Source organism: Mesorhizobium sp. M7A.F.Ca.CA.002.09.1.1 (genome assembly GCF_003998555.1).
Taxonomy (GTDB): Bacteria; Pseudomonadota; Alphaproteobacteria; order Rhizobiales; family Rhizobiaceae; genus Mesorhizobium; species Mesorhizobium ciceri.
On sequence record NZ_RZRR01000494.1, the window covers coordinates 1 to 4,166 of the forward strand.

Below are 4,166 nucleotides of genomic sequence, written 5' to 3' on the forward strand. Positions count from 1 at the left end.
GTAACGAGCGCTGCCGCGATCTGGCCGGTGAAGATGGCGAGCGGGAAATTCCACGGCGAAATGCAGACGATGGCGCCGCGCGCTTGCGTGCCCACCTCGGCATTGGCCGCCTCGGTGGCGTAGTAGCGCAGGAAGTCGACCGCTTCGCGCACCTCGGCGACGCCGTCGGCCAGCGATTTGCCGGCCTCGCGGGTGGCGAGTGCAAAGAACTCGACGGCATTGGCCTCATAGAGATCGGCGGCCCGGTTGAGGATGGCGGCGCGCTCGGCGACGGGACGCTTCGCCCAGGCCGGTTGCGCTTCCACCGCGAAGCGCACGGCGGTCGCGACTTGCTTGGCAGCTGCTTCGCTGACCGTGCCGACCACTTCGGAAGGCTTTGCCGGGTTGACGATCGGACGCTGCTTGCCATAGCCGGCGGCCCGCGTAATCGGCTTGGCATGCCAGCGATCCGGCCCGGCGAAGGCCGCCCTGGCCTTGTCGATCGCCGCCAGCGTCACCGTGTCGGTGATGTCGAATCCTTTCGAATTGCGACGCCCGGCTCCAAAAATCTGGGAAGGCCGGGCAATCGCCGGATTGGCTGCCGGACCCTGGCTTTCGACCGTCTCGAGCGGATCGCGCGCAATGTCCTCCGGCTCGACATCCTCATCGGTCAGCTGGTGCACGAAGGAGGAGTTGGCGCCGTTCTCCAGCAGCCGGCGCACCAGATAGGCCAGCAGATCGGAATGCGCTCCGACCGGTGCATAGATACGGCAGCGCGTGCCTTCGGACCGTCGCACCGTCTCGTGCAGCGCCTCGCCCATGCCGTGCAGGCGCTGGAACTCGAAGGAATCGCGGTTATTATCAGCCATCGACAGGATGGCGGCGACGGTGTGGGCATTGTGGGTGGCGTACTGCGGGTAGATGCGGTCGGTCATGCCAAGCAGCTTCTTGGCGCAAGCCATGTAGGAGACGTCGGTGTTGGCCTTGCGGGTGAAGACGGGATAGCCGGTGAGTCCCAACGTCTGCCCCCGCTTGATCTCGGTGTCCCAATAGGCGCCCTTGACCAGCCGAACCATGATGTTGCGGTCGTATTTCTTGGCCAGCGCATAGAGCCAGTCGATGGCGAAGGCCGCGCGTGGCCCATACGCCTGCACCACCACGCCAAACCCGTTCCAGCCGGCAAGTTCCGGCTCGGCCAGCACCCGCTCGATGACGTCGAGCGATAGATCGAGGCGGTCGGCCTCCTCGGCATCGATGTTGAGACCCATGCGCGAATGGCGCGCGGCCAGCGCCAGCGACAAAAGCCGCTCGGCCATCACAGGCAGCATCTCGTCCTTCTGCGCCACCTCGTAACGCGGATGCAGCGCCGAAAGCTTGACCGAGATGCCGTGGTTCTGCCTGATGTCAGGACCGTTGGAGCCGGAATCGAGCGACGAAATCGCGTCAGCATAGGCCTTGTGATAGCGCAAGGCGTCGGCCTCGGTGCGGGCCGCCTCGCCCAGCATGTCGAAAGAATAGAGATAACCCTTCTGGGTCATCGGCCGGCCGCGCTTGACGGCTTCAGTGATGGTGCGGCCGAGCACGAACTGCTCGCCCATCTCGCGCATGGCGGCGGCCACCGCCTTGCGGATGACCGGCTCGCCCAGCCGCCGCACCATAGAACGCAGCGTGCCCTCGATGCCGCCCTCGCCTTCGTCGAGGACGCGGCCGGTCAGCATCAGCGCCCAGGTCGAGGCGTTGACGAAGATGGAGCTCGAACCGCCCGAATGCGCCGACCAGTCGTGCGGCGCGATCTTGTCGGCGATGAGGTCGTCCATCGTCTCGGTATCGGGCACGCGCAGCAGTGCCTCGGCCAGGCACATCAGCGCCACGCCTTCCTTGGTGGAGAGACCGTACGCGGAGAGGAAGACTTCCATCAGCCTTGGATCCGACGAGCCGCGCACCGCGCGCACCAGATCGGCGGCGCGAGCCGAGATCGCCTTGCGGTCTTTCCCGGAGAGCCCCGTCGCCTCGGCAAGCCGCTTCACGGCCTCGTCTTCGTCGGGCAGGTAGTTGGCGCGGATCTGCTGGCGGATGGCATCGAGCGCTGGCATGGCGGTCCCGTGGATCGAGCAAAGGGGATCGGGCCGGCGGTCACCGGACCGAATGGCGCAAGCTAGCACAAGTGCAAAATTTCGGCCGGTCCAAAGAAATCGACATTGCAGGTCATTCGATCTATCCTAGCGGCATATAATTGACATTTGGACTGCGATTTCGATGACAGAAGACCAATTGGACCGCATAGATCGGAATATCCTGGCCGCACTTGCAAGCGATGGCCGGCTTTCCATGTCAGAACTAGCCGCAAAGGTCGGCCTGTCGAAGACGCCGGTGCAGGCGCGGGTGAAGCGGCTTGAGAAGGACGGCTATATCAGAGGCTACCAGGCGATCGTCGACCGCGAGCGCATGGGCGAAGGCCATGTCGCATTCGTCCAGGTGAAATTGTCCGACACCAGATCCGCCGCGCTCGACGCCTTCAACCGGTCCGTACAGGCTGTGCCGGAGATCGAACAGTGCCACATGATGGCATCGAGCTTCGATTATCTGCTGAAAGTCCGCACCAGGGACATCGCCGCCTACCGCCGCGTCCTCGGCGAGCGCATCTCGGCCCTGCCCCATGTCGCCCAGACCTCGACCTTTGTGGCGATGGAGACCGTGAAGGATCGGTAGATCACTCCGAAAGCGTCTTCAAGAACGCCACCAGAGCAGCGCGTTCTCGGTCTGAAAGCTCCAACGGGTGAACCTCTGATACCCCTTCGACGCTGGGCGCGGCCTTCGCATAGTGCGCCACGACCTCGTCGAGCGACGAAAACTGCCCGGCATGCATATAGGGCGGTCGCGTTGCCGCACCGCGCAGAGACGGCGTCTTGTAGGCGCGGATGAGTTGTGGCGCATTCTTGACCATGAAGCGCAGTTCGCCGCAGGCGGCAACCTCGCCGTCCCGATAGGCGCCAAGGCAGTTGAACGGGTCGGCCTCGACTTGGTGCACGGCATCGATGCGGCCGCGATCCGGCGGCAGGCCCGCAACAGGCGGCACGCCGGTGTTGTGAAAGCTGTTGTCGGTGAAGCGCGGGCCGTTGTGACAGGTCACGCAATTGGCCTTGCCGATGAACAGTTTAAGCCCAAGGATTTCTTGTTTGGAAAAGACAGCATCGCCCTTCGGCTCGGCACCGGTGGCGAGGTCCAGCGCAAAGCGGTCGAAGCGCGCTGGCGTGGGCGCGATCGAGCGTTCGAAGGCGGCAATCGCCTTGCCGATATTGACGAAGACACCGTTGATGGCGTCGCGCTGCGCGCTGCTCATGGCATTCCAGGCTGCTTTCTCGGCATCGTTTCCAAGTGGGCTGGCATTCAACGGCATGCCGGAAAAATCGGGCAGCGGCCCAAAAATGCGCTCATAGCGCTCGCCGAAGCGCGCCTTGATGTAATGCGCGTAGGCAGCGCGGTTTCCCGCCTGCTCCAGTGGATTTTCGAGCGGCGTCAACGCTTGCGCCCACAGGCTGTCGCGACGGCCATCCCAGAAGAACCAGGGATCGTGCGCCACGCCGGCCAGCGGCATGGTGCGCCGGTTGGTGTGGCCGACGCCGACCGCCTGCGGCAGGTCGTCCTGGAACTGGCGGTCGATCTTGTGGCAGGTCGAACAGGATACCGACCCGTCACCGCTCATGCCCTGATCGAAGAACAGCGTCGAGCCGAGTGCGGCGGCGGCCGGCACGTCGGCAAAACGATTGGTGGTGTCGGCCTTGAGCGCCGGCAGCGACGACAGCGCCAGCGAAGCGATAGTCTTCTTTTCTGCGTCGGAAAAATCAGGCTTGCCGCAGCCCACGAGGACGACGGCGACCATCAGCGCCAGAAAGCGGAAAAGGCGCTTCATCGATCGCTCACAGCACCACGTTGAACAGTACGGTATCGGAGCCGGCGCCGGATGAGATGGCGAAACGAAGTTGCCACCAGCCGCTCATGGTGAATTTCAGCCCCTCGATGCGGTAACGGCCTTCGCCCAGGTAATCGGTGACCTGCGGGCTGGTCGGCAGGCCGTGATTGTGTTGCGGCATGCCGCCGGAGATGGCGATCGCGGCGCGCTCCACCGAAGCCCCTGTCTTTGTCTTCAGGGTCAGCAGCCAGGATTCCAGTTCGCCCTGCCGCACCAC

Annotated in this window: 4 protein-coding genes; 1 reads left to right on the forward strand and 3 read right to left on the reverse strand. The window is 64.2% G+C overall.

The window, feature by feature from the left end; translation table 11 throughout:
• Window positions 1–2,072, reverse strand: a 2,072-nt coding sequence (gene putA / locus EN994_RS20440; RefSeq protein ID WP_127307761.1) for a bifunctional proline dehydrogenase/L-glutamate gamma-semialdehyde dehydrogenase PutA, incomplete at its 3' end; no start/stop codon positions are given.
• A 163-nt stretch (window positions 2,073–2,235) separates the two neighbouring features.
• Between putA and EN994_RS20445 the strand changes: the two genes are divergently transcribed.
• The gene (locus EN994_RS20445; RefSeq protein ID WP_013531233.1) at window positions 2,236–2,688 is read left to right on the forward strand and encodes an Lrp/AsnC ligand binding domain-containing protein; all 453 of its coding nucleotides are present in this window, start codon (window positions 2,236–2,238) and stop codon (window positions 2,686–2,688) included.
• A 1-nt stretch (window position 2,689) separates the two neighbouring features.
• Here the strand turns inward: EN994_RS20445 and EN994_RS20450 are convergent, their stop codons facing one another.
• On the reverse strand, window positions 2,690–3,889 hold the full coding sequence (locus tag EN994_RS20450; protein ID WP_063168172.1) for a cytochrome c peroxidase: 1,200 nt from the start codon (window positions 3,887–3,889) through the stop codon (window positions 2,690–2,692).
• A 7-nt stretch (window positions 3,890–3,896) separates the two neighbouring features.
• The coding region (locus tag EN994_RS20455; protein WP_206530432.1) for a FixH family protein at window positions 3,897–4,166 on the reverse strand (270 nt) is incomplete at its 5' end.